This window comes from Micromonospora maris AB-18-032 (assembly GCF_000204155.1).
Classification (GTDB): Bacteria; Actinomycetota; Actinomycetes; order Mycobacteriales; family Micromonosporaceae; genus Micromonospora; species Micromonospora gifhornensis.
In genome coordinates this window covers 2,380,096-2,407,083 of record NC_015434.1, presented here as the reverse complement: position 1 = coordinate 2,407,083, position 26,988 = coordinate 2,380,096, and the positions used below count along the sequence as shown (strand labels likewise).

At 68.4% G+C, this 26,988-nt stretch carries 24 protein-coding genes and 4 pseudogenes; 8 read left to right on the top strand and 20 right to left on the bottom strand.

From position 1 onward, the window contains the following. Positions 1 to 41 precede the first annotated feature (41 nt). From VAB18032_RS11060 to VAB18032_RS32790, 9 genes and pseudogenes are all read right to left on the bottom strand, one after another. Positions 42 to 962: an ECF transporter S component gene (locus VAB18032_RS11060; RefSeq protein WP_013732908.1), complete on the bottom strand. Its 921-nt coding sequence runs from the start codon at positions 960 to 962 to the stop codon at positions 42 to 44. Then, positions 959 to 2,590 (bottom strand): ABC transporter ATP-binding protein, encoded by a 1,632-nt coding sequence (locus tag VAB18032_RS11055; RefSeq protein WP_013732907.1) that lies wholly within the window; start codon positions 2,588 to 2,590, stop codon positions 959 to 961. Before VAB18032_RS11055 ends, VAB18032_RS11060 begins: the two co-directional genes overlap by 4 nt. Further along, a complete protein-coding gene (locus VAB18032_RS11050; RefSeq protein WP_013732906.1) occupies positions 2,587 to 3,831 on the bottom strand; it encodes a CbiQ family ECF transporter T component in 1,245 nt (414 codons plus the stop codon). Before VAB18032_RS11050 ends, VAB18032_RS11055 begins: the two co-directional genes overlap by 4 nt. Then, complete coding sequence (locus VAB18032_RS32045; RefSeq protein ID WP_043720403.1) at positions 3,824 to 4,759, bottom strand: hypothetical protein; 936 nt, start codon at positions 4,757 to 4,759, stop codon at positions 3,824 to 3,826. The genes VAB18032_RS11050 and VAB18032_RS32045 overlap by 8 nt, the downstream gene beginning before the upstream one ends. Continuing rightward, positions 4,756 to 6,207 (bottom strand): prenyltransferase/squalene oxidase repeat-containing protein, encoded by a 1,452-nt coding sequence (locus tag VAB18032_RS11040; protein WP_013732904.1) that lies wholly within the window; start codon positions 6,205 to 6,207, stop codon positions 4,756 to 4,758. Before VAB18032_RS11040 ends, VAB18032_RS32045 begins: the two co-directional genes overlap by 4 nt. A 334-nt stretch (positions 6,208 to 6,541) precedes the next feature. Then, positions 6,542 to 7,036 carry a hypothetical protein gene (locus VAB18032_RS11035; protein WP_193386298.1) on the bottom strand — a complete coding sequence of 165 codons (495 nt, stop codon included), beginning with the start codon at positions 7,034 to 7,036 and terminating at the stop codon, positions 6,542 to 6,544. Between the two features lie 31 nt (positions 7,037 to 7,067). Next, positions 7,068 to 8,111 (bottom strand): prenyltransferase/squalene oxidase repeat-containing protein, encoded by a 1,044-nt coding sequence (locus VAB18032_RS11030; protein WP_013732902.1) that lies wholly within the window; start codon positions 8,109 to 8,111, stop codon positions 7,068 to 7,070. Positions 8,112 to 8,720: 609 nt separating this feature from the next. Beyond that, a pseudogene (locus VAB18032_RS32795) lies at positions 8,721 to 8,798 on the bottom strand (CGNR zinc finger domain-containing protein); the annotation flags it as partial. A gap of 304 nt (positions 8,799 to 9,102) precedes the next feature. Next, positions 9,103 to 9,360 carry a hypothetical protein gene (locus tag VAB18032_RS32790; protein WP_244881190.1) on the bottom strand — a complete coding sequence of 86 codons (258 nt, stop codon included), beginning with the start codon at positions 9,358 to 9,360 and terminating at the stop codon, positions 9,103 to 9,105. Positions 9,361 to 9,429: 69 nt separating this feature from the next. Between VAB18032_RS32790 and VAB18032_RS31600 the strand changes: the two genes are divergently transcribed. Further along, positions 9,430 to 9,693 (top strand): PDDEXK family nuclease, encoded by a 264-nt coding sequence (locus VAB18032_RS31600; RefSeq protein WP_148272232.1) that lies wholly within the window; start codon positions 9,430 to 9,432, stop codon positions 9,691 to 9,693. Between the two features lie 120 nt (positions 9,694 to 9,813). Next, positions 9,814 to 10,931: pseudogene (locus tag VAB18032_RS11020) on the top strand (IS630 family transposase). A gap of 3 nt (positions 10,932 to 10,934) precedes the next feature. Here VAB18032_RS11020 and VAB18032_RS11015 read toward each other — a convergent pair. The 3 genes and pseudogenes from VAB18032_RS11015 to VAB18032_RS33345 form a co-directional block, all read right to left on the bottom strand. Further along, entirely contained in the window at positions 10,935 to 11,204 is a 270-nt protein-coding gene (locus VAB18032_RS11015) for a hypothetical protein (RefSeq protein WP_086011323.1), read from the bottom strand. Positions 11,205 to 11,259: 55 nt separating this feature from the next. Beyond that, complete coding sequence (locus VAB18032_RS32785) at positions 11,260 to 11,502, bottom strand: DUF2267 domain-containing protein (protein WP_013732894.1); 243 nt, start codon at positions 11,500 to 11,502, stop codon at positions 11,260 to 11,262. Between the two features lie 58 nt (positions 11,503 to 11,560). Beyond that, positions 11,561 to 11,641 (bottom strand): annotated as a pseudogene (locus VAB18032_RS33345) (hypothetical protein); the annotation flags it as partial. Positions 11,642 to 12,298: 657 nt separating this feature from the next. Here VAB18032_RS33345 and VAB18032_RS11005 point away from each other — a divergent pair. After that, positions 12,299 to 14,776 carry an ATP-dependent Clp protease ATP-binding subunit gene (locus tag VAB18032_RS11005; protein WP_013732893.1) on the top strand — a complete coding sequence of 826 codons (2,478 nt, stop codon included), beginning with the start codon at positions 12,299 to 12,301 and terminating at the stop codon, positions 14,774 to 14,776. Between the two features lie 90 nt (positions 14,777 to 14,866). Here VAB18032_RS11005 and VAB18032_RS31595 read toward each other — a convergent pair whose 3' ends face one another. Both VAB18032_RS31595 and VAB18032_RS11000 read right to left on the bottom strand, forming a co-directional pair. Continuing rightward, positions 14,867 to 15,067 carry a hypothetical protein gene (locus VAB18032_RS31595; RefSeq protein WP_013732892.1) on the bottom strand — a complete coding sequence of 67 codons (201 nt, stop codon included), beginning with the start codon at positions 15,065 to 15,067 and terminating at the stop codon, positions 14,867 to 14,869. 109 nt (positions 15,068 to 15,176) lie between these two features. Next, positions 15,177 to 15,770: a DUF1345 domain-containing protein gene (locus tag VAB18032_RS11000; RefSeq protein WP_198408929.1), complete on the bottom strand. Its 594-nt coding sequence runs from the start codon at positions 15,768 to 15,770 to the stop codon at positions 15,177 to 15,179. 763 nt (positions 15,771 to 16,533) lie between these two features. Between VAB18032_RS11000 and VAB18032_RS31590 the strand changes: the two genes are divergently transcribed. The 3 genes and pseudogenes from VAB18032_RS31590 to VAB18032_RS10990 form a co-directional block, all read left to right on the top strand. Next, positions 16,534 to 16,893 (top strand): hypothetical protein, encoded by a 360-nt coding sequence (locus VAB18032_RS31590; protein ID WP_013732890.1) that lies wholly within the window; start codon positions 16,534 to 16,536, stop codon positions 16,891 to 16,893. A 384-nt stretch (positions 16,894 to 17,277) separates the two neighbouring features. After that, a complete protein-coding gene (locus VAB18032_RS10995) occupies positions 17,278 to 18,045 on the top strand; it encodes a hypothetical protein (RefSeq protein ID WP_013732889.1) in 768 nt (255 codons plus the stop codon). A gap of 145 nt (positions 18,046 to 18,190) precedes the next feature. Then, a pseudogene (locus VAB18032_RS10990) lies at positions 18,191 to 18,568 on the top strand (tyrosine-type recombinase/integrase); the annotation flags it as partial. A 516-nt stretch (positions 18,569 to 19,084) separates the two neighbouring features. Here the strand turns inward: VAB18032_RS10990 and VAB18032_RS10985 are convergent. Next, positions 19,085 to 20,368, bottom strand: coding sequence for an IS701 family transposase (locus VAB18032_RS10985; protein WP_415877999.1), 1,284 nt, complete (start codon positions 20,366 to 20,368; stop codon positions 19,085 to 19,087). A gap of 220 nt (positions 20,369 to 20,588) precedes the next feature. Between VAB18032_RS10985 and VAB18032_RS10980 the strand changes: the two genes are divergently transcribed. Together VAB18032_RS10980 and VAB18032_RS31585 are read left to right on the top strand one after the other, a co-directional pair. Continuing rightward, the gene (locus VAB18032_RS10980; RefSeq protein WP_148272231.1) at positions 20,589 to 21,155 is read left to right on the top strand and encodes a hypothetical protein; all 567 of its coding nucleotides are present in this window, start codon (positions 20,589 to 20,591) and stop codon (positions 21,153 to 21,155) included. 467 nt (positions 21,156 to 21,622) lie between these two features. Continuing rightward, positions 21,623 to 23,188: a hypothetical protein gene (locus VAB18032_RS31585; protein ID WP_148272230.1), complete on the top strand. Its 1,566-nt coding sequence runs from the start codon at positions 21,623 to 21,625 to the stop codon at positions 23,186 to 23,188. Between the two features lie 177 nt (positions 23,189 to 23,365). Here the strand turns inward: VAB18032_RS31585 and VAB18032_RS10975 are convergent, their stop codons facing one another. From VAB18032_RS10975 to VAB18032_RS10955, 5 genes are all read right to left on the bottom strand, one after another. Beyond that, a complete protein-coding gene (locus VAB18032_RS10975) occupies positions 23,366 to 23,935 on the bottom strand; it encodes a cysteine hydrolase family protein (protein ID WP_013732885.1) in 570 nt (189 codons plus the stop codon). Between the two features lie 4 nt (positions 23,936 to 23,939). Beyond that, positions 23,940 to 24,611 (bottom strand): hypothetical protein, encoded by a 672-nt coding sequence (locus VAB18032_RS10970; protein ID WP_232510774.1) that lies wholly within the window; start codon positions 24,609 to 24,611, stop codon positions 23,940 to 23,942. An 82-nt stretch (positions 24,612 to 24,693) separates the two neighbouring features. Then, positions 24,694 to 25,608 carry an IS3 family transposase gene (locus tag VAB18032_RS10965; RefSeq protein WP_013732883.1) on the bottom strand — a complete coding sequence of 305 codons (915 nt, stop codon included), beginning with the start codon at positions 25,606 to 25,608 and terminating at the stop codon, positions 24,694 to 24,696. Then, complete coding sequence (locus VAB18032_RS10960) at positions 25,605 to 25,898, bottom strand: transposase (protein ID WP_013289120.1); 294 nt, start codon at positions 25,896 to 25,898, stop codon at positions 25,605 to 25,607. The genes VAB18032_RS10965 and VAB18032_RS10960 overlap by 4 nt, the downstream gene beginning before the upstream one ends. A 56-nt stretch (positions 25,899 to 25,954) precedes the next feature. Then, positions 25,955 to 26,389, bottom strand: coding sequence for a hypothetical protein (locus VAB18032_RS10955; RefSeq protein WP_013732882.1), 435 nt, complete (start codon positions 26,387 to 26,389; stop codon positions 25,955 to 25,957). Positions 26,390 to 26,988: the final 599 nt, after the last annotated feature.

Sequence of the window (26,988 nt, the reverse complement as noted above, 5' to 3'; positions counted from 1 at the left end):
AACATGGCACCCCGTCCGGTTACCCGCTCGCGAGCGCGTCGCTATGGGAAGGGCGTCTGTGGCGGCAGATGAGGGTCGACCGCCGGAACCTGCTGTCCGCTGCCCTGCGGGAGCACACCGCAACCACCATCCTCTGCGGGCGTGATCGGCACAGGCCCAGGTGCCGATGGTGTGGCGAAGGTGACCGGGGCGTCGAACGCGGCCCGGCGGGCGGCTCGGCGCAGCGCCGCCAGGACAGCCGGTCCGACCAGGACGATGGCGACGGCGGTGGTGACCGCCCGGCCGGTGTCCCAGCCGAAGGTGGAGGTGACGGCGGTGAAGACCGCGAAGCGGTGCAGGTTCTCCAGCACCGGTGCACCGGCGACGTAGGAGAGTTGAGTGTCCGCGCCGACGCTGAACGGCCAGAACCAGAGGTTCATCAGCAGCCCGTACGCGTAGGCGGCGACCGCGCCGTACCCGGCCAGCACGGCGATCTCGGCCCGCCCCCGCAGCCGGGACGGCAGCAACCCCGCGCCGAGCCCCAGCCAGGCCGCGGCCAGCATCTGGAACGGCAGCCAGGGTCCGACCCCGGCGGTGAGCAGCGCGGAGGCGAACAGCGAGATGGCACCCAGCAGGAAACCGAACCCGGGTCCGAAGACCCGGCCGGCGAGCACGAGCAGGAAGAACACCGTTTCGATGCCGGCGGTGCCGGCGCCGAGCGGGCGTAGGGCGGCGTTGACGGCGGCGAGTACGCCGAGCATCGCCAGGGCCTTGCTGTCGATGCCGCCGGAGCTGAGTTCGGCCAGAACGAGCGCGAGCAGGATCGGTAGGACGATGATGAAGACCAGCGGCGCCTCGGTGGTGCGGGCCATGCTCTCAGGTTGGGCGGGGACGAAGAACGGCCAGGTGAAGGTGGCGAGCGCGGCGACGGAGGCCAGGGTCAGGATGACGGCGGTGCGCGGGGCGACCCGCAGCACGCTCATCGCGGCACCTCGGTTCGGGTCAGCGCCGTGGTGACCTGGTCCACCGTCAGCCAGGGCTGCGGGGCCAGGACCTTGGCGACCTGGGGCGCGAACGCCGGTGAGGCGAGCATGACCTCGGCGGCAGTACCGTCGGCGACGATCTCGCCCTGAGCCATCACCACGACCCGGTCGGCGAGGGTGGCGACGAGTTCAACGTCATGGGTGGCGACCACGACCGCCCGACCCTGCGCGGCCAGCCGACGGACCACGCGGGCGAACTGCCGCTTGGCCCGGTAGTCCAGTCCCCGAGTCGGCTCGTCGAGCAGGACCACCGGTGGGGCGGCGGTGAGCTGGACCGCGAGCGCGAGGGCCAGCCGCTGCCCCTCCGACAGGTCCCGTGGGTGCCGGTCGGCCGGCAGCCCGGGGGTGAGGTGGTCCAGTAACGCTCGGCACGTCCCCTCGGGCACCTCGGACTCCCGGTCGGCCTGGGTGCACTCGGCATCCACCGTCTCCAGATAGAGCAGGTCGCCGGGGGTCTGCGGGACCAGTCCGACCCGGCGTCGGGCCCGCGCGGCGGGCAGCGCCTTCAGATCGGTGTCGCCGTGCGGGCCGGGCACGGTCACCGTGCCGCCCTGGCGTGGGCCGCTGCCCTGCACCGCCCAGAGCAGGCTCGACTTCCCGGAGCCGTTGCGGCCCATCAGGGCGACGACCTGTCCCGGATGCAGATCGAGGTCGACGCCGCGCACCGCCACCGTGCCCGGGTACCGCACCACGACACCCCGCGCGGTCAGCGCCGGTACGCCGTCCGGCACCGGCGCGGCCGGTGGGGGCGACGCGTCGGCGAGCCGCTGCCGGAGGTCGCCCGCACGACGCCGGGCGTCGCGAACGGAGAGCGGCAGGGGTGTCCAGCCGGCGACACGGCCCAACTCGATCAACGGCGGGGCCAGCTCGATGCCGGCGAGCACGGCGTCCGGTGGCCCGTCGACGACAGTGCCGTCGCCGGGCAGGTAGAGCAGCCGGTCGGCGTACTGCACGACGCGTTCGAGTCGGTGCTCGGCCACCACCACGGTGACGCCGAGGTCGTGGACCAGGCGGGTGACGGCGGCCAGGACGTCCTCGGCGGCGGTCGGGTCCAGCGCCGAGGTCGGTTCGTCGAGCACCAGCACCTGCGGGTGGCTGGTGAGGACCGCGCCGATGGCGACCCGCTGCTGCTGCCCGCCGGAGAGCGTCCGCAGCGGACGGTCCCGCAGCTCGGCGATGCCGAGCAGGTCGAGGGTCTCCTCGACGCGCTTGCGCATGACCGACGCGGGCAGCGCGAGTTGTTCCATGCCGTAGGCGAGTTCCTCCTCGACGGTGTCGGTGACGAAGCCGGCGAGCGGGTCCTGGCCGACCACGCCGACGACGTCGGCCAGGTCACGCGGCGGATGTGCCCGGGTGTCGCGGCCGTGCACGGTGACGGTGCCGTACAGGGTGCCGCCGGTGAAGTGCGGCACCAGGCCGTTGATGGCCCGCAGCAGCGTCGACTTGCCGGCTCCGGTGCGCCCGGCGACCAGGCACAGCTCGCCCTCCGGGATGTGCAGGCGCACGTCGCGCAGCATCGGCTCACGGCTCTCGGCGTACCGGACGGTGACCCGGTCGAAGTCGATCATCGGTGCGCCTCCGGCTGGGCGGTGTCGCGAGGCGACGTGTGGTCGGTACGGCCGGTCGCCGCCGGTGGCACGGGCAGCGGTCGCGGGGCGGGGTTCGCCGTCGGCGCCGGTGGGGCCAGCCAGGCCGGTGCCACCGCCACCAGCACCGCGAGCACCAACAGGGGCGTCAACTCCGGCCAGGTGAGCGGGCTGACCGGCGGGTAGAGCCGCTCCGGATCCACCGTGCCGGCCATCGTCATCACCGCAGCAGTGGCCAGGCCGCACCCGGCGACGGCCAGCTCGGCCAGCCGCCACCGGTCGGGGCGGTAGCGGCTACGCCGCACCTGACGCCCGGCCAGCAGCATTCCGGCCACTGCCGTGGCCAGCCCGGCGAGCAGCATCGGCAGGCCGAGGTAGCCGGGCACGGTCGCGTCGAGCAGGCCGTACGTGCCGACGCAGACGCCGACCAGCCCGGCGAGCACCAGGGCGCCGGTGAGTGCACGCTGACCGGCCGGTACGGCGGCGGTGCGTCCGTAACCCCGCGAGTCCATCGCCGCCGCCAGGGCGAGGGACCGGTCCAGGGCGTCGGCCAGCACCGGCAGGGCGATGCCCCGCAGGGCGCGCAGGCCGTGCCCGGCAGCACCGCGCAGTCGGCGGGCGCGGCGTACCCGCAGCACGCTCTCGACCAGTTGCGGGGCGACCGACAGGGCGACCACCACCGCCGTGCTGACCGCGTACAGGGCGCCGGGTACGGCCTTGAGTAGCCGCTTCGGGTTGGCCAGGGCGTTGGCGGCGCCGAGGCAGATCAGCATCGTGGCCAGCCGCAGCCCGTCGTAGAAGCCGCCGAGAAGTTGTTCGGCGGCGACGGGACCGAACAGCCGGATACCGGCCGCCCAGGCGGGCAGCGGGATCTCCGGCAGGTGGAGCAGGACGTGGTCGCCCTGACCACCGCCGAAGACGAGGCGGAACAGCACCCGCATCGCCACGATCACCGCACCGAGCACCAGGTACATCCGGAACGCCAGCGCCCAGGGGGCGTTGCCGCGACGACGGACCACCACCAGCGCGGCCGCGGCGACGATCATCGCCAGCGGCAGCGGGTTCGTGGTGTGGCTGGCGGCGGTGGCCAGCCCCAGCGCCCAGCACCACCACGCGCCCGGGTGCAGGCTGCGCGGTAGCCGGCCGGCCCGGACGGACCGGACCCCGGACCACGCCGACACCCGGGCGGGCGGTCCGCTGTCGACGACGGCCCGGTCAGTCATCCGGGGTACGCCGACGACGGGCCGCGAGGACACCGCCGCCGACCAGTGCCACCAGCAGGAACAGCCCGGCCAGGGTGCCCAGCGGCAGACCGTCGCCGTCCCGGGCCCCGGTCACCTCGACCGGCGGGAGCGAGCCCGTCGGGTCGGTCGACGGCACGGGGGCGGCGCCCAGGGGCGGAACGACGCTCGCCGTCGGCGGCACCTGCGGCGCAGGGCCCGACGGGTCGCCGGTCGGCGCGACCGGGACCGAGGCGGCGGGCGTACCACCTGCACCGGTCGGGGTGCCGACGCCGGGTGCCACGGGTGCGTCCGCGGTCGGTGGCGGGAGGGCGGGTGGCGGGTTGCCCGGTGCTGGTGGGGTAGGTGCGGGTGGTGGCGGGGCCGGTGCCGAGGTGCGGGGCGGCGGCGGTGCCGGTGGTGTGGTGCGCGGCGGTGCCGGCCGGTTCGGTGCCACCGCGGGTCGCGGCGCATTGTCGGCGCTGCGGTTCAGCGAGAACGACCAGCCTTCGAAGCTGCCCGCCGGGGGCTTGCGGTTGAGGACCCCCTTGTCGCTGTACGTCCAGGCACCGCCGTCCGGCGCGTGCCAGTACGACCAGTAGGCGCTGGCCGGCGGGGTGTCCACGCACTTCTCCGTCGCGGCCGAGGGTTTACCCTCGATCCGGCAGATGAAGCCCTCGCCCCAGCGCAGGGTGCCGGTGATCTGGAAGCCGGCGTTCTTCAGCGCGGCAAGGCCGGTGGCCTGGTCGCCCGGGGCGCAGCGGATAACCACCCCACCGCCGAGTTCCTTGAAGTCGACCACCACGGTCACCCCGTCGGCGTCCGGACAATGACCGGCGCGGCCGGCGGCCTGGGCCGGAGCCGCCCCGACGGCCGTGCTCGCGGCGGTCACCGCGAGCACCACTGCCGCACGGACCGCCCGGCTGCTCATGTGGCCCGCCGGCGGCCCAGCACCAGCAGCACCGCTCCCCCGCCGACGAGCAGCAGCGCGGTGAGCACGTACCCGCCGATGGCCACGCCGGTGGTCGGCAGGCGTCCCGGTCCGCCCGCGACCGGGCTGGTGCTCACGGTCGGCGTGGCGACAGGCGTGGACGGTGTGTCACTCGGCGTCGGGCCGGCGGTGGGCGTGTCGCTCGGCGACGCGCTCGGCGTCGGGCTGGCGGTCGGCGCGTCGGTCGGCGTCGGTGACGCGGACGGTGCGGGCGAGCCGGTGGGCGTGGGCGACGCGCTGGTCGACGGGGTAGGGCCGCCGGTGGGCGGCGGATCGAGACCGATCCGGCCGAGCGGCACCTGGGCCAGGCCGAGCAGCGCCTGGGCGGTAGCGCGACGCCACTGGTCCCGAAGGTTGTCGGTGATGCCCTCGTCGACCGCCTCGGTCAGCGCGCCGGTGTCGTAGGCGATGGCTCCTGCGTCAGCCGTAGCGGCACCACCGTTGGCTCCGGTGAGCTGCAGCGCTGCCAGGGCCTGGGCGGCCCGGGTGGCCTCGGTGTCGCGGCCGGCCGCGGCGAGTGCCTGGCCGGCGAGGCCGGTGCTGTTGGAGTTCGCGCCGCTGGTCGGCCCGGACCCACCGAAGGACCCGTCGGCGCGTTGCTGTGCCACCAGCCAGTCCGCGCCGCGTCCCGCCGCGTCGTCGGCACCCGCGGCCAGCAGCGCCTGGACGGCCATCGCGGTCGAGTCGACATCGAGCGTGGCGTTGCTCTCGGCGTCGCAGGACGGCGACGGTGCGCCCGCAGCATCCGGGTACAGCCGAAACCCACCGGCCGCGCACTGCTGCCGGACCAGGAAGTCGACCGTCTCCTGCGGTGCGCCGCCGCTGCGGGCCAGTCCGAGGACCGCGAAGCTCTGATCGAAGGTGTTGGACGGGTCCTGGCCGGACTCGTCGGTGGTGCGGCTGGTGATCCGACCGTGCTGGTGACCGGTGTGCGCCCCGGAGACCAGCGCCAGGGTTTCCGCCCGTAGGTCCCAGCCACCGAAGTCGGTCGGATCGGTGCCGGCGGCGGAGGCCGCATAGAGCAACTTCGCGGTGGCGCCACCGTCGGTGAAGCCCTCGATGCCCCAGTCGTCGTAGCTGTTGTAGGAGCGCACGTTCGCGGCGATCTGCGCGGTCGCCGCCTGCCGGGTCGACGGGTCGACGCCGGTGGCGGCCAGGGCGAGCATGCCGTCGATGGTGAGGCCCCAGTCGGCACCACCGAACGGCCCGGGCAGGACACCGTCGGCGTACTCGCCGGCGAGCCAGGCTGCGGCGTCACGCGCGGCAGCGCTGTGGGCCGCAGAGGAGGCGGCCACCCCAGAAGGGGGTGTGGCGACGACGATGGCGAGCGCCGTGGCGACGGCGACGCCGAGACCGGCGCCGACGCGCCGGAGCGGGGATGTGGGCATCAGGGGTGCCTTTCGCAGAGCGGTCGGTGAAAGCTCCGGAAGGCACCGGCAACGCCGTCGCGACGACGTGCCGAAAGTCGGCTGCCCGGACTTCACCCTGTAGACCTCGACAGTGGAAGCCGCTCGTCCGATTCGGGGCATTCCGGCTCGCGAGACAGGGCTCGCTCACGGTTGCGGGTCAGCGCCGGCTTTTACCGGCTTCCCCCCGAACGGGACGCATTCAGTTGTGTGCCCGACACGCCGGGTGTCGACACCGTACCGTGCGGTCGCCCTACGGTGCCAGACGGCGTCGACACCCGGCAGGCGTCAGCGGCTCATCAGCCCGATCTGCAGGTCAGGGGGCGGTGATGCTGGGTGCCACACCGGCACCGAAGGACCATCCCTCGACCGTGCCCGGCGCCGGGTTGTAACTCGTCGCCCCCAGCGTGCTGTACGTCCAGGCGGCGCCGCTGCCCGAGGCGTGCCAGTACGACCAATACGCGCTAGCCGGCGGGGTGTTGATGCAGGGCTCAGTCGCGGCGGTCGGTTGACCGTTGATCCGACAGACGAACCCCAGGCCCCACCGCTGCGTTCCGGTCACCGTGAAGCCGGCGCCCTGCAGCGCGGCAAGCCCGGTGGCCGGGTCACCGAGAGCACACGCCACCTGGACGCCGCCACCGAGCGAACCGTAGTCGACCACCACGGTGACACCGGACGTCCCGGTGCACGTGGTGGCCTGCGCAGCCCGCGGGGACGGTTCGACAGCGATCAGTCCGAGAGCGACTACGGCGGTGGCCAGCACACCGGCGAGCCACCTACGGACGGGAATCTGGACAAAGGACATGGACACTCCTTCGAGGGGACGGGCGCTGTCTGGACCGTCAGCGGCAGCGCAGGATGGGGGCACCGGGAGACGCGGTGGCCGTGGTGAGCCGGGCATATCCGGTGCCGGTCAGGCCGAGCACGGCCTGGGCGGTGGCGCGGGTGGCGGTCGCCGGGTCGAAGACCCCACCGTCGAAATCAACCGCTCCCCGGTCGGCCACCGGCGCGGCGCAGCCGACCTGTAGTCCGGCCAGGAAGAGCCGGGCCCGCAGCCAGGCCACCGGCCGACCCCCGTCGCGCAGCGCCTGCGCCGCCAACCCGGTGCTGTTCGCATTCGCGACCCCGCCCGCGCTGGCGAAACCGCCGTCGACGCGCTGCACGGAAACCAGCCAGCGCAGCCCTGCAGCGGCGTCGGCCGACCGGCCGGCGGCACGCAGCGCCTGCACCACGACGGCGGTGGCATCCACATCGGAGACACAGACCGGCTGGGCCGCCAGCAGCGGATAGCCGCCGTCGGGGCACCGCGTGCCGGCCAGCCACCCGGCGGCGGCCGTCGGCACGCCCTGCGTGGTCCGGTCCAACGCGAGGATGGCGAACGACTGGCTGAACGCGTTGCTGAAATCACCCCACGCCGACAGGTCGGTGAAACGGCCACTGGGCGACTGGAGCGAGCGCAGCCGGGCGATGAGATCCACACCGCCGACGTCAGTCGGGTCACCGCCGCGCACCGCGACCGCAAGGGCAAGCTTGGCGGTCGCACCCGCGTACGCCTCGGTGACTCCGTCGCCGATGTACCCGTCGCGAACGCCCGGTCGGGTGACCCAGGCCAGGGCCTGGGCGCCGAAGTCGTCGGCGGCACCGGCGGCAGCGAACGCGAAGACCGCGTCGAGGGTCAGCCCCTGGTCCGGGTACGCGACGCCGTCGAAGACGGTCTCGAAACGTTCCCCGTCAACGAGTTGGCGGGCCAGCCAACCAGCGGCCGCATCCGGCCGGACGGCACCCACCTGAGTGGGCGCGGCGACCGCCGGGGTGGCCAGGGTGAGAGCGGCGAGTACGCCGCAGAACAGGGCGAGCAGGCGGTGCCGGCTCAGGCGGACGACCATCGGAAGCGCCTTTCCGGCCCGGCGGTCGTCAGAACCCGGCCCGCCCGGCGAGGGCGCGACTGGCCGGCCTCCGACCCGTGGGCCACGACGGGTGAGGAGCAGGACTCGCGGGCACGGCAGGTATTCGGGCTCGCCACCAGGGATACCCCTGGCGGCCCACCGTTGCGGGCCAGCGCCGGACTTCGACCGGACTTCCCCCGCACGCACACGCGGCTGTTCAATTGTCGCGCCAGTCTCGTCCACCCCGCAGCCGCTGTCAATCCGCGACCAGACACGCACCGTATGTGACCGTGACGGGTGGGGACCCCCTCCAGCCGGATCAGCCATCCGGCGTGACCGCCACAAGGGATTAAGAACAACCATCGATCTGGCAATTCCCTCGACGGAGTGCCCGCTCGATCGTGCCGGACACGTTCCTGCTCCAGACGTAGACCCGGGGCATACCGGTCGGTGAGCAGGTCTGCGTAAAGGTCGGCCTCGTCCGGATGCGGATGGGGAAGCTCAGTCCGGATCGGGTTCGGCTCCCGATTGCCTGGGTCGCCACACTCGGTAAAGCTCCTCATTCCACCGGCTGCGCCCTGACCATCGACCGGCTTCCCTGGGCGGTGGTCAGGGCTGGGTGGCGCGGTGTCTGGCGCGGTGGGCGCGGACGTGGTGGCGGGTGGCGCACCGGTCGGAGCAGAACCGGCGGCATCGGTTGCTGCTGTCGTCGAGGAACGCGGTCGGGCACCGTGGTTCCGCGAGACGCCGAGCCGGTCGATACCCCGTTCACACAGCCACACGGCGAGTCCCCACACGGCGGCAGCGACGTACTCGACCGAGCGCGGTGTGCCAGGTGCGGCGACGTGCACGGCCAGTCGACCGCCGAGGTGCCGGAGATCATTGGCCGGAACCGGTACCGGGCCAGCAGGGCTTTGAGCTCGTCCACCGCCTCCCGCTCGCCGCCTGCCGTCACGCTCTGGAACACCTGACGCAGGCGATGTCCGACCACCTACAGCCTGTGCAGGTCGGTGTCCACGACGGCGGACAGTGGGGGATGGTCGGCCAGCAGCGTCCGCGCGTCGGTGAGATCGTCGAGCCGTGCGTTGGCCAGTGCCATCGCCCGCAGGGCGAGTCGATAGCTGTCGGCCAGCCCGCTGCGGTTGCCCGTGCCGGCGCCGCGGGCACGGGATGGACGCTGTGATCCCACCGTCGTCGGGGCCGACCGTACGCCGACGGGTTGTGCCCTTATCGGGTCGCTGTCCGGCACCCCGCGCACCGTCCGTAGACGACGACACCGCCGGGCTGGGCGGGCAGATCTGGCCCGACGGCGCGTGCGGTGGCGAGGCTCGCGTCGACCGCCTCGGGCAACTGCCGCATGTCGCCGCAGGCGCCACAGACGGCGTGGTGGTGCGCGTCGTCGCCATCGCTCTTGATCGAGCTGCCCGAAAACATGGACCGCGACAAACGAACCCGCCAGGCGCTCGAGGACGCTGGCTGGCTGCTGATCGTCGTATGGGAGCACGAGGACGTGAACCTGGCAGTTCACCGCATCGTCAAGTCGGTGCGAACCCGCCGAGGATTCACTGCACTTGAAGGATGAGCATCGACGGCATGGCTTTCCAGGAGCTCCCTAGTGCTCTGACCACGAAGGTTCGCGGTGTTGGATGACACGCCGTCCGGCTTGGCTGACGGGCGGCGTCGCGGGCTTCAGGCTGTGGCGGTGGCAGAACCCGTGCGCGTCCGGCGGCTCAGTGACCAGGAGGGTCAGCAGCTGCTGAGGATCACCCGTCGTGGTACCGGCTCGCCGGTCCGATTACGGCGGGCCATGGTCGTGCTTGCTTCGGCCGGTGGGAACACGGTGCCGGCGATCGCCTGGCTGGTGCAGGCGGACGAGGACACGGTCCGGCAGGTCATCCACCGGTTCAACGAGATGGGCATGGCCAGCCTGGACCCTCAGTGGGCGGGTGGCCGTCCCCGCCTGATCAGCGACGATGACGAAGCGTTCATCGTCGAGACGGCCAACGCCCGCCCCGCAGCACTGAGGCGGCCGTTCACCCGGTGGAGCGTGCGCAAGCTCGCCGACTACCTCACCGCCCATGCCACTCGCCGAGTTCGGATCGGGCGGGAACGTCTGCGGCAGATCCTGCACCAGCACAAGATCACCTTTCAGCGGACGAAGACGTGGAAGGAGTCCACCGACCCCGACCGGGATGCCAAGCTGGCCCGCATCGAGTACGTCACCGCGCATTTCCCGCAGCGGGTGTTCGCCTTCGACGAGTTCGGGCCACTGGTCATCCGTCCACAGGCCGGTGCCGGGTGGGCGCCGTCCGGGCATCCGCAGCGGCTGCCGGCGAACTACCACAAGCTGCACGGCGTCCGGCAATTCCACGGCTGCTACAGCGTCGGGGACGACCAACTCTGGGGCATCGTCAGGCGTCGCAAGAGCGCTGCGAACACCCTGGCCGCGCTCAAATCGATCCGGGCTGCGCGTCCGGACGGAGCGCCGATCTACGTCATCCTCGACAACCTCTCCGCGCACAAGGGCCTCAAGATCCGGGCGTGGGCGGCTCAGAACAAGTCGAACTGTGCTTCACCCCGACGTATGCGTCCTGGGCCAACCCGATAGAAGCCCAGTTCGGCCCGCTGCGGACCTTCGTGATCGCCGGCTCCGACCACCCGAACCACACCGTCCTGACCCGCAAACTGCAGGCCTACCTGCGCTGGCGAAACGTCAACGCACGTAATCCCGACGTCCTGGCCGCCCAACGCCGCGAACGCGCCCGCATTCGCAGCGAACGCCAACGAGGCTGGCGGCAGCCGACTACACGTGCCGCCTGAGCGTCACGCATCGCCGGTTGCCCGCCCCACCCCGCCAAGCGCATCCAGTAGCCGGTTCCTCGCCTCCTGCAGCCGGACGGGGTAATCCGGCCTGAACACCTCCGCCAGCGAGGTCTCCAGCGTCCCGGAGATGCGATACAGCGGGGACCAAACTGCCTGGTCGCGATCGACCAACTCGTCGAAATCGGCAGTGCCCATCATCCGGTGAAGCCAGTCTGAGAACACCAACGCCTCGTCCCGGCTCAGCCTGATCATGAAGTCGTCCTCCGTCACCGCGCCGAGGCTACCGTCCACTCGACACCGTGAACGTTCGTGGTCAAGGCACTAGCTAGGTGCCAACCCCGCGGGTCTGGAGCCGTTCAGCCCTCGGCCCGGTCAACTGCCAGAACTCCTGCGGCAACTGGTCGACAGTGTCCCCGTACTCCTTCGCTCTGACCGACTCACGAAGGGTGTCCAGCACGGCCCGTGCTCCGTCGGTGGCCACCTGGTGATCCACCCCGGCCCGTGACTGCACCCGTTCGAAGAATTCGGCCAGTCCGAACCGTTCCGGATCTTCGGTGGGCCTGGCCACCAGCCCTCGTGGTTTCCTGAGGGAGTTGGGAGGCGAGGTCCCTCGCCTGGCCGCCTGTGATCCTTTCTGCCAACGTCTCGAGCGTGGCGCGGGTGATCGGTTCCGCCTGCCCCGGTGGAACCTTCGGTCGTGCTGCCACGGACTGGACGAACTCGGTGTAGTTCACCTCGGATCCCCCTTTCGAACCGATTACGGCGGGTGCCCGCGCCCGCCCGGGTGAAACGGCGGTTCGCCCCGCAGCCGGGTGGTGGCGGAGCGCGATCCCGACGAGGGCTCCGAGCCGCTCGACGGGGAACGCCCCGTCCCTGACCTGCTCCTTCAGCAGGTCAGGGCTGGCGGGCTAGGTAGACAAGACGCGCACAGCAACGCGCCGATCAGCCGGTAGAAGGCAACGGCCAAACGCTGGTCCCATGTTGGCGTGCTTCTGCAGGGCGTCCGGCCCGACGATGGTCGGAAGCGGCAGCAGCGCCGTGGTGAACAGCACGAACAGGTCGGTCCATTACAGGCCGCGATCGATTGCTGGATGCAGTCGAACGCCGCCTTGAGGTTGAGCCATACGACGGGCACGTACGAGTAAGAGGGCAAGGTAAGCGACGTGCTCGGGCACGAGAATGCCGAAGGTTTTACGGCGGTGGGTGACGACGGCGACCATCCCACCTGCCCCGCAGCGAGTACAAGCCCTGACCTCCCTCGCAAACCAACAAACCGCAAAAGCCGCCTTGGCTGGCGAAAGGTGCGTAGCGTTCAGGTGGGGCCTGTGCCGAGGACCCCCACCCATCCGGCAGGAAGGTATGAGATGTCGCTCGACGCGTTCCGCATCCCTGGCGGCTCCTTGGATGACCTGGTGAGTCGGTTCTTCGGAGGGGATCCGTTCGCGGGACGTCCGGTGGAGCGGGTCGACCTGTCCCGGCTGCTCTCCACCGAATCGCGGCAACTCCTGCAACGGGCAGCCGAGCAGGCTACAGAGTGGGGCAGCCCGTACCTCAACGTCGAGCACCTGCTGTGGGCCGCTGCCCAGTCCGACCCCACCCGCCGGATCCTCGACGCGAGCGGCGCCGACTCCGACGACCTGGCTCGCCAGATAGAGTCGGCCGTCCCCAGGGGCAGGCCACGCGAGGACACGCCTCCGCTCGCGCCGGCGGCGAAGCGCGCCCTGCTCGACGCGCACCGCGAGTCGCGACGGTCCGGCGCGACATACATCGGCCCCGAACACCTCCTACTCGGCATCGCCGCGAACCCGGAGACGACCGCGGGCCGGGCGTTGCGGGCCCTCGGTGAGGCCGTCACCGGGCCCACGCCGCCGGCTGGCGGCGCCGGTGGGCGCGGGGCCAGCAGCACCCCCACCCTTGACCAGTACGGGCGGGACCTCACCGAGGACGCCCGGGCCGGTCGGCTCGATCCGGTCGTCGGGCGTGACGACGAGATTGACGACACGATCGAGGTGCTCTCCCGGCGTACGAAGAACAATCCGGTGCTCACCGGCGAGCCGGGCGTCGGCAAGACGGCGATCGTCGAGGGCATCGCACAGCGCATCATCAACGACGACGTGCCCGAAACCCTGGCCAACCGGCGTGTGGTCGCACTCGATTTGTCCGGGATGGTGGCGGGCACCAAGTACCGCGGTGAGTTCGAAGAGCGACTGAAGAACGTGATCCAGGAGGTGACGGCCGCCGAGGACGAGCTGATCCTCTTCATCGACGAACTGCACACAGTTGTCGGCGCGGGCGGCGGTGGCGAGGGGGCGATGGATGCCGGCAACATGCTCAAGCCCGCCCTGGCCCGCGGCGAACTGCACGTGGTCGGCGCGACGACACTGAACGAGTACCGTCGCTACATCGAGAAGGACCCGGCGCTGGAGCGCCGGTTCCAGCCGATCCTGGTGTCGGAGCCGAGCGTGGAGGACAGCGTCGCAATCCTCAAGGGCGTACGCGACCGGTACGAGGCGCACCATCAGGTGCGCTACACGGACGAAGCGCTAGACGCCGCGGCTGAACTGTCCCATCGCTACATCACCGACCGGTTCCTGCCGGACAAGGCCATCGACCTGCTCGACCAGGCGGGGGCACGGGTCCGGCTGCGTTCCCGCACCCCGGCTCCGGACAAAAAGGAGATCGAAAAGCGGCTGTCCCAGCTGCGCCGGGAGAAGGACAGCGCGGTGGCGAACGAGGACTACCAGCGCGCGGGTGCGCTGAAAGCCGAGATCGGTGCGGCCGAGCGGGACCTGGCGGCGGCGCAGGAGGGCACGCCTCCGGTGCCCGAGGTGCACATGAGCGACATCGCCGAAGTGGTCAGCCGCCGTACCGGTGTTCCCGTCACCCAGCTCACGGAGGTAGAGAAGCAGAGGTTGAGGCGCATCGAGGAGCAACTGCACGAGCGCGTGGTCGGCCAGCACGAGGCCGTACGGGCTGTGGCGGCCGCCGTACGCCGATCGCGCTCCGGGCTGAGTGACCCCCAGCGACCCGACGGGTCGTTCCTCTTCCTTGGACCCACCGGCGTCGGCAAGACCGAGCTGGCCCGAGCCCTCGCCGCGGCGCTCTTCGGCGACGAGTCCAGCATGATCCGCTTCGACATGAGCGAGTTCCAGGAGCAGCACACGGTCAGCCGGCTGGTCGGAGCGCCCCCGGGCTACGTCGGGTACGAGGAGGCTGGCCAACTCACCGAGGCGGTTCGGCGCCGGCCGTACTCGGTGCTGCTCTTCGACGAGGTAGAGAAGGCGCACGCGGATGTGTTCAACGCGCTGCTGCAGGTGCTCGACGACGGTCGCCTCACCGATGCGCAGGGTCGCACGGTCGATTTCAGCAACACCATCCTGATCATGACGAGCAACATCGGCGCGGACCGCATTCTGGCCGCGCAGACGGCAGGGCGTCCAGTCAGCGACCAGCGCGAGGAACTGATGGGGCTGCTGGGGCAGCGGTTCCGGCCGGAATTCCTCAACCGGATCGACGAGATCATAATTTTTACCGGCCTGGACCGGGACCAGCTCCTCGAGATCACCGGCCTACTGCTGGACCGCACCCGCCGCCGGTTGCACGCACAGGACATCAACCTTGAGGTCAGCCCGGACGCCACCCAGTGGCTGGCCAACCGGGGCTACCAGCCCGAGTACGGGGCGCGGCCACTCCGGCGCAGCATCCAGCGTGAGCTGGAAGACCGGCTGTCGACCCTGCTGCTCGAGGACGGGGCGAATCCCGGCGACACCATCGAGGTCAATGTCGTCGGCGGCGAACTCGACCTCTCGGTCCGGCCTGCCGCCGCGTCGGCCGGCACATGATGCCCGTCCCACCATCGTCATCGAAAGCCCGAGGAACAGCTCACGAATGACTGCTCCTTCGGGCGTCGCGTCCACCATCTGCAGCACCCTCTAATGCCGATCCCACAGCGGTGACGCTTTGACGAGCCGCCTCGCCTCGGCGCGGAGGTCGTCCGGGTCGGCGGTCTGATCGACGTGGAGCCTGGTCTCGCCGATCACCCGCGTCTCGTGCCGGATCCAGTTCTGCAAGGAGTGCTCGGTGAACCAGGTGGTGAGCAGGTTGAGCATCCGGTCGTCGCAGGGCCGGATCAAAAACGTTGGTCAGCTTCATCTCCTCGACGCGCCCCCACTGCCCGTGGGGTCCCGCGCCGGGGTACGCGCGGATCCGTTCCAGCAGCGGGCGCATGCCATGCCACGTGGATCACGACTGGCCCAGGTTGGTGACCAGGTTGACGGCGACGGCCAGGATGCCAGTTCCGAAGGTATACGAAAGCAGCGCGTGCCCGAGCGCGATCCGGCGCATACGGTTACTCGTCGGTTCGTTCTCGCCCGGGGCGTAGGACATGCCGACCGTGAAAGCGACGTACGCGAAGTCGGCGTACGCCGGTGGATCGTTCCGCTTGAAGTCGATGCCACCGCCGTTGTCGCGGTAGTACAGCCGGGCGTACTTCAACGCGAAGACCGTGTTCACCAGCACCCACGCCAAGACCACTCCGACGACGCTAAGGATCACCAGCGTGACAGCCACCATGTCCTGCTGGTTCGAGGCGCGCACGAGCGCCTCGCCCACCGCGGCGAGACTGACAACGGACGCGATCAGGATCGCCGAGTCAGTGGAACGGGAGTGCTGCTCCGCCTCGGCAAGCTGCTCGGTACGCTTCGGGCTCGCCGACCAGCAGGCCCGCCACACCCAGACGAGGATCGTGCCCGCCGCGATCGTCCAGATCACCAGCGGCGTCAATTCCGGCGCCCCGACCAGCGCGGCGGCCGCCCCGGCGACGACACCGACGGCCAACGACCACAGCGCACGCCTGACCGACAGCAGGCGTCCCAGCGCCGGTCGTCCCGATCGCTGCTCCACCCAGTCAGCGTTCCGGATCAACCGGGTCGAGCAGCGGAAACCCGGAGCCATCACCAGATCGGGCTGCGCGAAGGTGGCGAGTCGACGGCGATCCACGCTCGAAGGCGCCTCGCGGCTGGTTCCGCATACGATGCTCGATGAGCCAGACTGCCGCCCCTCCGGGCACCGATGAGACGGCCGGCAGCCGGACAAAGTCCTCCGGCGGTTGCGCTCACGAGAAAAGTGCCGAGCAGGAGGCTGGCCGGCCAGTAACAGCCTGCGTTAGGGCAGTGGAGCCTGCGGCGAATCCCGGAATGGCCATCGGACCAGTCCGGTTTCGCGGAGAATGTGCTGGCGAACGAGTAGGCCCGGATCGAAAGTAGGGAGTCGACGTAGCGTCGGTGACGGCGGCGCTGCGTGGCGAAGATCCGATGATCCGCGAGCCGGATGAAAATTGGGTGTTCAGCGGCACGACTGCCGGTGACAGGCCAGGAAAGCACGAAGGACTCCACTTGGTACGCCCGGACGAAACGAAGGCGCCGCGCGGCCGCAGCGCCAGAGGCGGAAGAGCGGCCAGTGCGCTACGCGGACGACCTGCCAGCTCAACGGCGTGCTTCAGTAGGCCGGCACGGCCGTCGCTGCCAATCGGAACGGTTCCAACAGCATGGACACGTCGCATCGTCGGGCCGCAGGCTCCGGTGCGGATTGGGAGTCACGGATGTGGGCTGTCGCCGTCGGCGTTGACACACTACGCCTGATCACGGCCATTGAGGCCGCCGCAGGCTTCGGCCTGATGACCGCGGCCATCACGTACGTTCTGTCGATTTTCCCACCCACCGCACAGCTCAGTAACGCGGCCCGTAAGGTGCAGACCCAAGCCGACGACCCAGCGCTTCCCGTTCCTCTACTACTTCCGGGCGAGCGACCCGTCGGCCACATCATCCGTGGCACCGCCATGGCATGTCTGCAGGCACGGTGGGGCATCTCCACGGACGCCGCCCATACGCCCGTGTGCAGGGGCGCGAACTGCAGCTTCGTCTTCAGCACGCCATCGACCAATACGCCATCGGCTTCCTGATGCGCTCCCCCGGTGCCTGCGCCGTCCGCTGCACGCCGACGACGCTCATCGCCGCTGGCAGAGCTTGACTGACGCAGCCGACAACTGGGGCGTGGACACGCCCTGGGGAGGACGAGACGGATCTCGACGAGTTCGCCCGGTTCGTCGGATGCTGCCAGACCTTCCTGGATAACCTGGCCGAGCAACATCTGTACCCGCCCGCGCAGCTCCTACCTGCCGCCAGCCCGCCATGAAGCGCCAATGGGCATGTCGATCCCCTGGACTCGTGGAGGGCTCCGTCAGCCGGCCTGGGACTTCAGGGCGCGGGTGGCTTAACGTTAGTAGTCGATGGATGAACGCCAGTCGCAGACAAAGTGCCGGCAGCATTGACCCCGGCGTGTTCCGGTGACACTCACCCCGGCGGGCAGCCTGTGGGCGACGCTGGTGATGGCGTTCGTTCTGGGGGCACTTCACCTGCTCGCACCGTACATCCGCCGGAGGCTGCCGGTGCCCACCCACGCGGCGGCATCGCTGGGTGGCGGCATCGCCGCAGCGTACGTCTTCCTATACCTGCTGCCGCGCCTCGCCGAGGGCAACCAGGCGGTGGCCCACGTGCTGGAAGAGAAGGTGGATGCCACCCCGGCGCGCGGATTTGTTCTGTTCCTCGTAGCGCTGATCGGCTTCTTCACGTTCTACGTGCTAGAACGCGCCACCCATCGCTCAGGCGGCCACAAGCAGGAGCCCACCCGGGTGGTCTTCGCGTTTCAACTCGGCTTCTTCGCCCTCTACAGCGGGTTGATCACGTACACCCTGGCAACCAAGCTGCGCGCCGGGCTCGGGCCGGCGGTGCTGTTCACTGTCGCCATGGGGCTGCACGTGCTGGCCACCGACGGCGTGCTGGCCCAGCACTTTCCGGTCAGCCTCACCACCCGGTGGCGCCTCGTCCTCGTCGCCGGTGCCGGTGCCGGCTGGCTAACCGCTGTCGTCGCCCAGCCCACCGGCCTGCTGATGAACCTGCTCACCGCGTTCCTGGGCGGCGGGATCCTGCTCAACGTCTTCGTCGACGAACTGACACCCGAGCGTCACTCCAGCCTCACCTGGTTCACCGCCGGCCTCGCCGCCTACTCCGGCCTTCTCGCGATCGCGACCTTCACCGGTACAGGCGCCGCTTGAGGACGGCGACTCACATCGCCACACGCCCGCCCCCAGCGCCTCGACCCACCGGCGCCAGGTAACCAACCCTCCGGCAAACCGGGGGAACCTCAACGGCGAGGTCGCGGAGAAGAAGGCCAAGTCGGCGGCTGGCCAACGCGGCCTACCAATGCCGGCAACCGTGGCGAAGGCACTGAAGGCGTTCCAGACCCAGCAGAAGAAGGAACGCCTGAAGGCAGGCGACGCGTATGTTGACAGCGGCTACGTCCTGGTCAACGAGATCGGCGAGGGGCAGCGCACCGACTGGCTCCGCCGCCGGGTGTACGACCTGATGGCCAAGGTCGGGGTCCGCAAAGTCCGGCCCTACGACGCCCGACACGCCTGCCTGACCTACCTCGCCGCCGCCGGAGTACCCGATGTCGTTCTCGCGGCCTGGGCCGGCCACGCAGACGGCGGCACCCTCGCCAAACGGGTCTACGTCCACCCCGACAGCAGCCATCTGAAAGTGGCCGCCGAGCACCTCGAATCCGGGCTGTTCGGGTAGCTCTCGCACCCGGATTTCCAGCAGTACGCGCGTACGTGATGATTTGTGAGACAAACAGCAAAAAAGCCTTGACCCACCAGAGTGAATCAAGGCTCTGACCTGCCGAAACTCTGTCGGGACGGCCGGATTCGAACCGACGACCCCTTGACCCCCAGGACGATCCGCCACACGCCCACGCACGTCACACGCGCTATCCCCAAGATCAGGCCGTGCGGTCAACGCCGTGCCGCGCACCATCGCGCAGGCCGTGTGGTCCCTACTTGGTCCCCGGGACGCTGACACGCTCGATGACCGCAGCGCACGGTTTAGGAAGTGTGGACACGGCCGGAAGTCAGACGGCAAGCACCTGGCTTGACCTGCCTCGCCACACCGCCAGCTACGCCCAAGAGCTAACCGCCGTTGACCCTCGGCGTCCCTGTCAATGGGCACGGGGCGGGCACAGCCAGGCCGGGGGGGATTAGAAGAAGATCGGTGGCGGCTGGTCAGGGCATGACACCCCTGGTTAGTACTCCAACGTCACTTCGCCTGTCTGCGCTGGTAGTGGGATCGGCGGGCTCGGGCTTGGGATGTTCGTCGCCAGACCGACCAGTGCAGGATGTGCTCTGGTGGGAGCGTCACGGCGAGGACGAAGGCGTTGAAGAGGTGGCGGATCTCGGCGACGGTCAGCGGAATGATCTCTGGGTCGGTGTCGGGCTGCCGCGCGGCGAGAATGGTCAGGACGGCGAGGGCGAGCATGGCCAAGGTGATGTGGCGGTGCCAGCCGGTCCAGCCTCGGACCTGGTAGTGGTCCAGGCCGACTTGGCCTTTGCCGGTCTGGAACAGCTCCTCAATGCTCCAGCGGGAACCAGCGACGGTGACGAGGGTGTGTAGCGGCGCCGGGCGGGGTGACCAGCACAGATAGAAGGCCAGCTCACCGGTACTGCGGTTGCGGCGGATCAGCAGACATCGATGCTCACCGGGGCTGGTGGCGGTGGTGATCCAGGCCCACAGGTACTCGCGTGGTCCTTTCGCCCCGGGTCCGCAGCTGTGCTGCTGCCACTCGCGGCTGGGGATCCGGGCGGCGAGGTCGTCGACGCGGATGAGGGTGCGGCCGTCGTTGACGTCCACGCGTCGGTCGCAGCCGACGGCCAGGACGTAGCCGATCCCGCGGTGTTCGAGGTCAGCGCGCAGTCCGGGGTCGGCGCCGTAGACCTCGTCGCCGGTAACCCACCCGAACGGGACTCCGGCGTCCAGGGCGGCGGCGATCATCTGCCGGGCCAGCGCAGGCTTCGTGGCGAACCCGACCTGGTCGGGGACGCCGGCGGCGGTGAGGCGGTCGGGCTGCTGACACCAGGTCGTCTCGGGTAGGTAGAGCCGACGGTCGATCATCGCCCGCCCGTGCGGGGCGATGTAGGCCAGGAACACCCCGACCTGGCTGTTCTCGATCCGACCGGCGGTGCCGGTGTACTGCCGCTGCACCCCGACCGAGGACAGGCCCTTCTTCAGGAAGCCGGTCTCGTCGCAGGCCAGCACCGCGTCGGGGTGCCCGAGCTGTTCGATCAGCCAAGCCCGAACGTCGTCGCGGACGGAGTCGGCGTCCCACACCGCCGTGCGCAGCAGCCGCTGCATCGCCTGCGGATCGTCGTGACCCGCCCGCTCCGCCAGGGACCAGCACGTCTTGCGTTCCACGCCCGACAGCAGTCCTTCCACGAACTGCCCGGCAGTTCGACGGGGCTCAGCCCGCACGAACCGGTCAGCGACACGCGTTACCGCCTCGTCCAGGATCACCCGCCATCCGGCAGGGTCTACGCTGTGGCACACGGCCACCGCACGATCTTCGATTGTCCTCACAAACCATCGATGATCAACGCGGTGGCCGTCTTCATACCCGCGCCACGCCCAACGCCGAACCCAAGTGACGTTGGAGTATTAGGCCGTCCGTGGTTGTCGCACGGGGTCGGCCTTGACAGGCGTACGGATAGGGTACAGCCGCTCGGAACTCTGTGGCGGCATACCAACCACTCTTGACATGATGGGGTCTATGCGCGAGCTGTACGTGGTGAGGTTTGGCCACGAGCCCGAGATCGAGCCGCCTGCCGAGGTCGATGATGACGGTCCCGACGTAAAGACAACGTTTGCACACTTCGGCTTGGCCTTCTACCGCGCCTGCGTGCTGGAACATCAGGTGGTCAACATGCTGGTCTTCTCGCGCCTACTTGAAGCCGAGGCGGAAGCAAGGAGACTCCTCAGCGACCCCTGGGAGGAGCACTTCAAGGACACCCTCGGGCGCTTAGTCCGGCGCCTCACCGAAAGGGCGCAAGGCGATCAGCAGCTAACCGATGACCTGACCGAGGCAGTGCGGCTGCGGAACCACCTTGCTCATGCGTTTTGGAGGGAGCGCGCGGAGGACTTCTGCTCCGACGCTGGCCGGGCTGACATGATCGCCTTCCTGGAAAACGCCCGAGACCTCTTCACCAGAGTTGATGAACAACTCACGGACCTAGACACTGCCCAGCTAAAACGCGCCGGAATCACAGAAGAAATGATCAGTCAGCAATACCAGGAGATGCTGACACGCGCCGAGGCGAGGGATCAGCAGTTGTCATAGACCTTCCCTTGGCGGTGGTGGAGCGATCTCCTCGTCGGGCAGTCTCCGGCCGTCCAGCCTCCCTGGGCGGATCAGAGCACGGACGTTTCTGGTAAGGGGAGATGAGAGTGGGCCGGGCGAGTCGGCGGAAGCGGGAAGATCGCGAGTTGCGCTTTGCGAGGCGAGGCCGACTTGCCGGTGATCGAGCGGAAACGCGCGGTTTGGCGGTTCCGCCTACGGTCGAAGGCTATGAACGGGCTGCCTCAGTCGGCCCAATGGCAGTCAAGGAGGCATTGCTCGCCCGGCACAACGCACGGATGATCCGCTTCGCATACATGTCTAGGGCAAACTACGCTGGCATTCGGGCCCTCCTCGCGTCGGCTGGACACGCCGCTCTTGCGCTCCAAAGGCTAGGGGCAAAGCCGAATCGAGCTCCTTCCAATCCATACGGCGGATGGGCAGACCACCTTTCCTGGGGAGTGGATAGCGTGGTTGCTACGGCGAGGCTACTATTTGCCGGGCAGCTAGTCGGTGCCGCAATGATTATCCGGCAACAGCTTGAGCGATGGACTGAGAACCTGGCCTACAACATCCGCACCTTCCATCAGAAGGGGGAAAGCCGAGCCGAGTTCATTCAACGAGTATGGGAGATTGCCGACAGTCCGCAAGCGGCAGCACTTCGCAATTTGCAGGGAGCAGAGCACGGTGCTCCAATTAACCCGTGGAGTGGACGAAGAGCAGGAATCCTGTTCGAGGAGCTAAGTGAGTTGACTCATGGGCGTGGGCGTTTCGTTGGAGCGGCCCAATGGGACGCAGCCTTCCTGCTTCGCTCTTCACCCGAGGTGGATAAGCAGACTGTTGCTGCCGCCCACCGCCTGATTACTGCGGCCACCGCCCTCGTCGTTCGGCAACTCCGCGTCTGCGTCGAAACATTTGCTGAGGAAGAGGGCCGTTTGGATTGCGCACGTTTAGCGAGGGGCTTGCCCGAAACACTGCCCGCTGGAGCCAACGCGCCGCCACACTGGAGCCTGTGGCCCCTGGTTCCGCCAACCGGACTGAACGAACTCACGCGACGCCGACTAGCGGAGTATCGCGACACCTACGACCAAGCTATGTCTGGGAGTCGCCCAGCCGGTCGTCTTTTTCGTGACGATGAAATGACCGATCTCTTCTTTGTTGCAACGCGGTGCCGCTCTGCCGATACGGCTATGCGGGCATTCGAGCATGAACAGGAAGACCTCGGCGAGTTGAACTTTGATAACCTGAATGGCCGCGAACATCTCTTCATTTTTGCCTCAGAGATCGCAGGGCTGCTTGCGCTCTGGGAAAAGGGCGGCCCGGTCGGAAGTGCGGCGGCGGTAGCCGGTTCGGCTTTGAGAAGCGCTTACTGGCTTTGGCTGGAAGACGATGACCGCGCGATGGCGATGCTGCGTGTCGTGCTTGAGCAAGTTGCCCGAGTCCGGACCTGGAGAAACAAGCCAGATAAGGCCCTTGCCTTGGAAGAAAGGGGCGACGCCACTCCTAGGGATTGGCTGGACGAGTCTGGATTGCGTCGTCTCGGTGCTCTAAATAGGGCCCTGGGAGAAATGTCCCACTTCCGCGCCTCGTCCGACTGGTTTGGTGCCCGTTCTCTAATTATTGACCTCCAACCTGAGCATGAACGGAGAGAATTCTACGAACACACAGGCCGCGGTGAAGCACTGAACCAGGTGGCGACCCTCCTGTTTCGTGAGTGTACCGCCTCTATCGGATTCCACTCCGGTTCAGTTGAGGTGGCACTGTTGTCGATTCTAGGTTGGTTCGATAGAGCGTCACCGGAAGCTGAGAAGCAATTTGACGAGTATCTGCAACATGTTTGGAGTAGGCGCAAGACGTCGTTCAAGGTAGCACCATTCGTTGGTCCTGCCGGTGACCACCAAAGGATCTGGAAGGTTTTTGGCAAGGGTACAGACGCACCTCTAGATCCCTCAGTAGGCCGTCTCCTGCCGTTCGTTGGTCGCCAGCGCTATGGAGATGAGGAGATCCCGGAGGATCTGAAGCCAACAGGGCCGTGACCGGACAGGCTGCATAAGGACCGTGGTTCGCCCACGGCGCGACTGTGCAACCGGCCGGGCACGCCCCCGGCCGGTTGCCGACCACCAACGGGTAAAACGTGTGGTCCACGCCTGGTACCCCTAGGACGGAGCTAGGGATGGTGGGACTGGGCCAAAGCGTGAAGGCGTTTCCGCAGTTCAGAACGCAGGCGGCGACTGCGGTGACAGATCGATGAGCGCAAGGGGAATGTCGGCTAGCCGGATAACCTGGCGAGGACCGATGAACCTTCGCGCAACCAGTAGTCCTGCCTCGTGCGCCTCAGTGCCCGCGTGGCTTGCCGACGCATCCGCGATCAGCCACGGCGTGAAGTCGTGCTCGAATGCGTCCACAGCCCCCTTCAAGACGCAGCTTTCGGTAGCAATCCCACAGAAATAGTATTCTTCCCATCTCCGCTGTCTGAATAGTGCAACACCCTCCGAGGTGAATGGGCTATAGATCCTCTTGTCAAGCGTTACGCCCTGATCCACGTACGGCCGCAACTCAGGCACAAAATCAATATCAGGGGAAGACTGAAGCCTCTGCCAGCCAAAGAAGCGCTCGAAAGGACTACCCGGATAGTTCAAGTACCGGGTAAAAAGTGTGTCGCCGCCGGCCAACTGCCAGCGGTGCACCAAGTCGACAACGACAGGCACGATGTGCGCTGACTGCTCTCGCACGAAACCGTTCTGCATGTCGGTCACAACAAGTACCGGGCGACCCGATGTCATTGGCTCAACCTCGATCCGTATCACGGAGGGTCTCGATGGCTTGGTCTAGGGCTGGCATTAGGTCACACGTCCGCAGGATTGCTCGGCGCATTGCCTGATGCTGGCCGGTCTCCCGTAGCCGGGAAACAGTGAGACGGGAGCGCACTCCCCGAAGGTAGCGCCATCCATATTCCGACGGAACCCGTGGATCTCGCCCCTGCTCTATCTGACGGGCGATCGCGTCGCTGTATGCCCACATGGACTGGATCGCAAGCTCGCAAGAGATTATTTCGGGCTCCGTTAGGGAGCGCTCGGCAGAGATCGGGTGGTACACGACTCCGGACCATGAGGCGTAGCCCACAGAGATCCCCGGCACGCCGAACGATTCGATGCCTGCGTGGTCGTACGATTCGGCTAGCAGCGACTGCTCGACCAGTTCGGCATGCGCCAAGTGATCGTCATCCATCGGACGATCGCGGTGCAACAACACCTTCGGCGTCGACATGATGCGTAGCGCGGTTCCGAGCAACTCTGCTGGCCACGCTGGCTCAACAACCCAGTGAACACCGAGGACGTACACCGCAGACTCATCCTCGACGGGCGCAATGGGCGCGAGGTAGTCGATAGCCCATTTGATGTTGTCGCCATACGAGGCAACCCGCCACACGGCTAGCGCCGCGATCGTGGACAGCTGCACAGGCTCGACTAGGTGGAAGACCACGGACCCGCACGGCCAGACGTAGAGGGTGCAGTCGCCTTCCGGGTGCTTGAAGTGACCCCTATCGGCCGGACACCTCGATGTCTGTCAGGGACTCTCGGTGGATCTTCTCGTAGGTGTCGGGGCTGACGTTACCCAGACGGCTGTGTCGGCGGCGAGGATTGTAGAAGCCCTCGATGTAGGAGAAGACCTCCATCTCCAGCTCATGCCGTGACGGCCAGGCCCGGGTGTAGACCAGTTCGGTCTTGAGGGTGGCGAAGAACGTCTCGGCCATGGCGTTGTCGTAGCAGTCGGCGACCGAGCCCATCGACGCGAGGACGCCGCAGGAACGCAGGGTTCGGCCGAACTCGAACGACGTGTACTGCGTCCCGCGATCCGAATGGTGAATGAGCTGATCGCGGGCGGGCCGACGATGCTGGATGGCCATGCCGACCGCGTCGAGGATCAGCTCGGTGCGTAGATGGTCGGCCATCGCCCACCCGACGACTCTTCGGGAGTAGGCATCGACCACCACAGCGAGGTAGAGAAAGCCTTCCCAGGTGCGCAGGTAGGAGATGTCCGCGACCCACAACCGGTTCGGTGCCGCAGCGGTGAACTGCCGCTGGACCAGGTCCGGCGCGGTCGACGTTGACGCGGCCTTGCGGCGGGGCTTACCGCGCCGCCGGCGGTGGGCGCCCTCGATCCCGGCCAGCCGCATCAGCCGGGCCACCGCCTTGCGGTTCCACCGGTGGCCGCGCTCGTGCAACTCAGCGGTGAGCCGGCGGGCGCCGTAGACGCCGCGGTGCTCTGACCACGCCTGCCGGGTGATCTCGACGCGCTGCTGGTCGTGGCGTTTCCGCTCAACAGCGCGCTGACGTCCCTGCCGAAGCCAGTCGTAGAAACCGCTGTGCCCGACGCCGAGAAGTCGGCAGAGCAGACGGACCGGGTAGATGGTCTTCTCCGCGTCGATGAACCGGTACACGTCGGTACGATTCACCGCTCCGTCTCGCGTGCGAAGAAGACCGCGGCTTTTTTCAAGATCTCTTTCTCCAGCTCCAACTGGGCGACCTGCCGCCGCAAACGCACCAGTTCGGCCCGCTCGTCAGCGGCCAGATCGCTCGGCCGGCCGCCGTCACGTTCCTGCCGCATCCGATCGACCCAGTTGCGCAGCGTCTCGTGGTTGACGCCCAACTCCCGACCCACATCCCGAATAGTCCGACCGGAGTCGAGCACCAACGCCGCAGCCTGACGGCGGAACTCCTCGGGGTACTTGCTCTGTCGAGCCACAGCGTTTCCTCCTCCTCAGCAGGATGCCAAGTCAGGAGGTGTCCAGTCTCAGGGGGTCACTTCAGCTCGACGGGTGCCGAATAGCAGGTATGCCACTCCCCCACGGCTGGCGCGCAGCCTGCGACCTCCCGCAGCCGGGCAGCGCCATCAGCCCCGACGTACGCCGTCACGAACTTGTGGGATCGCGCCGAGAAGTGCGGGCGGTCCTCAGCGCCGCCGGTCAGCTCGCCGAACAGGTCATGGGGCTTTGCGTCGTACGCCAGGCAGTAGAGCTGCCGGTAGATCGGGTCGGTGACCGCCACACGCCCGGTCTCGTGGCGGTACATCGCTTTCTCAATGGCCTCGACCGTGGGCGTCTCGCGGATGCCGCGCTGTTGGCCGACGCGGTGCAGCTCTCGCGCGGCGCGCTTGCGCGACTCCCAACCGGCGGCCTTGCGGCGGTTGACCAGCACGAGATTGGGCTTGTACTGCCGTGGAACCTCAGTGGACATAGGCCGTGTCCTTCGTGTCCGTGCATAGGGCCTGCCCGGATCGCCGCCCGCAGGGCAGTCTCATTGGCAGGCGAGCAAGGTGCCGCCGCAGACGGGAGCCGAGGACAGGAGGCACCAAATGATCCGACCTAGCCGGTGGTGCCTTTACGCGGCCTCTCGGCCTGCCACTTCCGGATGGTTTCGGGCTGCCACGCCGGGGACCGGCCGAACATCCGGTCAGGCGCGGGAGCCTGCCCGCGTGAGACGTAAGAAGCCCAGGTTGCGCGACTGATCGGCGCACCTACCGAAGCGAGGTAGGTGCGTACATGGTCCGTCGTCCACCAGTCGGCGGGCAGGTCAGCGTCAGTCATCAGTACAAGCCTACGCGGTACAGGTGCTTGCACGAATACAACGTGGCGTTGTAGCGTCATGAATACAACGCCACGTTGTACCGTCCGGATGGCTCGGGGAACGACGGCACGCCGTTGCCGCACGCCCATGAGACGCCGGATCAGGCCGTTCATTGAGAACTCCACAGCGACAGGAATGAGCACGCGAAGGCCGCCGAGCGGCATCCCTGCCTTGAACCACCTGGTGGTCGACCCCGGTAGGTCCCGGGC

Excerpts from the sequence above, each read along its gene's own strand:
- VAB18032_RS11060 (WP_013732908.1), bottom strand. The coding sequence starts at position 962 with ATGAGCGTGCTGCGGGTCGCCCCGCGCACCGCCGTCATCCTGACCCTG.
- VAB18032_RS11055 (WP_013732907.1), bottom strand. The coding sequence starts at position 2,590 with ATGATCGACTTCGACCGGGTCACCGTCCGGTACGCCGAGAGCCGTGAG.
- VAB18032_RS11050 (WP_013732906.1), bottom strand. The coding sequence starts at position 3,831 with ATGACTGACCGGGCCGTCGTCGACAGCGGACCGCCCGCCCGGGTGTCG.
- VAB18032_RS32045 (WP_043720403.1), bottom strand. The coding sequence starts at position 4,759 with ATGAGCAGCCGGGCGGTCCGTGCGGCAGTGGTGCTCGCGGTGACCGCC.
- VAB18032_RS11040 (WP_013732904.1), bottom strand. The coding sequence starts at position 6,207 with ATGCCCACATCCCCGCTCCGGCGCGTCGGCGCCGGTCTCGGCGTCGCC.
- VAB18032_RS11030 (WP_013732902.1), bottom strand. The coding sequence starts at position 8,111 with ATGGTCGTCCGCCTGAGCCGGCACCGCCTGCTCGCCCTGTTCTGCGGC.
- VAB18032_RS11005 (WP_013732893.1), top strand. The coding sequence starts at position 12,299 with ATGTCGCTCGACGCGTTCCGCATCCCTGGCGGCTCCTTGGATGACCTG.
- VAB18032_RS31590 (WP_013732890.1), top strand. The coding sequence starts at position 16,534 with ATGTGGGCTGTCGCCGTCGGCGTTGACACACTACGCCTGATCACGGCC.
- VAB18032_RS10980 (WP_148272231.1), top strand. The coding sequence starts at position 20,589 with ATGCGCGAGCTGTACGTGGTGAGGTTTGGCCACGAGCCCGAGATCGAG.
- VAB18032_RS10975 (WP_013732885.1), bottom strand. The coding sequence starts at position 23,935 with ATGACATCGGGTCGCCCGGTACTTGTTGTGACCGACATGCAGAACGGT.
- VAB18032_RS10955 (WP_013732882.1), bottom strand. The coding sequence starts at position 26,389 with ATGTCCACTGAGGTTCCACGGCAGTACAAGCCCAATCTCGTGCTGGTC.